This is a genomic window from Mesorhizobium sp. M7A.F.Ca.CA.002.05.1.1 (genome assembly GCF_003998335.1).
Classification (GTDB): Bacteria; Pseudomonadota; Alphaproteobacteria; order Rhizobiales; family Rhizobiaceae; genus Mesorhizobium.
Map to the genome: position 1 here is coordinate 1 of NZ_RZQI01001552.1, position 626 is coordinate 626.

Sequence of the window (626 nt, forward strand, 5' to 3'; positions counted from 1 at the left end):
CTCCTATTCCGAGAATGAATCCCGCATCCGTTCGCTGGTCGACGGGCTCGGCAGCGAGCGCGAAGCCGTCGTCACCCATGCCGAGCGCGTCCGCGCTTCGATCACCGGCGCGCATGAGACGCTGAAGGACGAGATCGGCGCCGCCTCCGACATCATCCGCGACTCGATCCTCAATGCGTCGACCAAATTGTCGATGACGATCACCAATTCCGGCGACACGCTGATCGACCGCATCAACGAAAGCTCGATGTCGATCTTCGATTCCGTCGAAGGCCGGCTCGATTCGATCACCGACCGTCTGTCGACCTCGGGCGAGGCCTTCGCCAGCCTTCTCGACACCCGCATCGCCAAGCTGACGGACACCACTGACGGCCTGACACGGTCGTTGACCGATCTGCTCGACGATCGCACCACAGGCATGGTGTCGCTGCTCGGCGGTGCCGCGCGCACTCTCAATTCCGAATTCGAGGCCAGCCTCAACGGCATCGAGCGGACTCTCGCCGAACGCGGCCAGGCCCTGATCAGCGAGTTCCAGACCCGCGCCGAGGCGCTGGACACCGGAACGCAGAAGCTCAATGCGGCACTCGAGGCCCGTGCCCGCCAGATCAACGAAACGCTGGTCGCTG

1 pseudogene is annotated in these 626 nt (G+C 64.1%); it reads left to right on the forward strand.

What is annotated here, in order from left to right:
* Nucleotides 1–626 (forward strand): annotated as a pseudogene (locus EN939_RS36985) (kinesin); the annotation flags it as partial.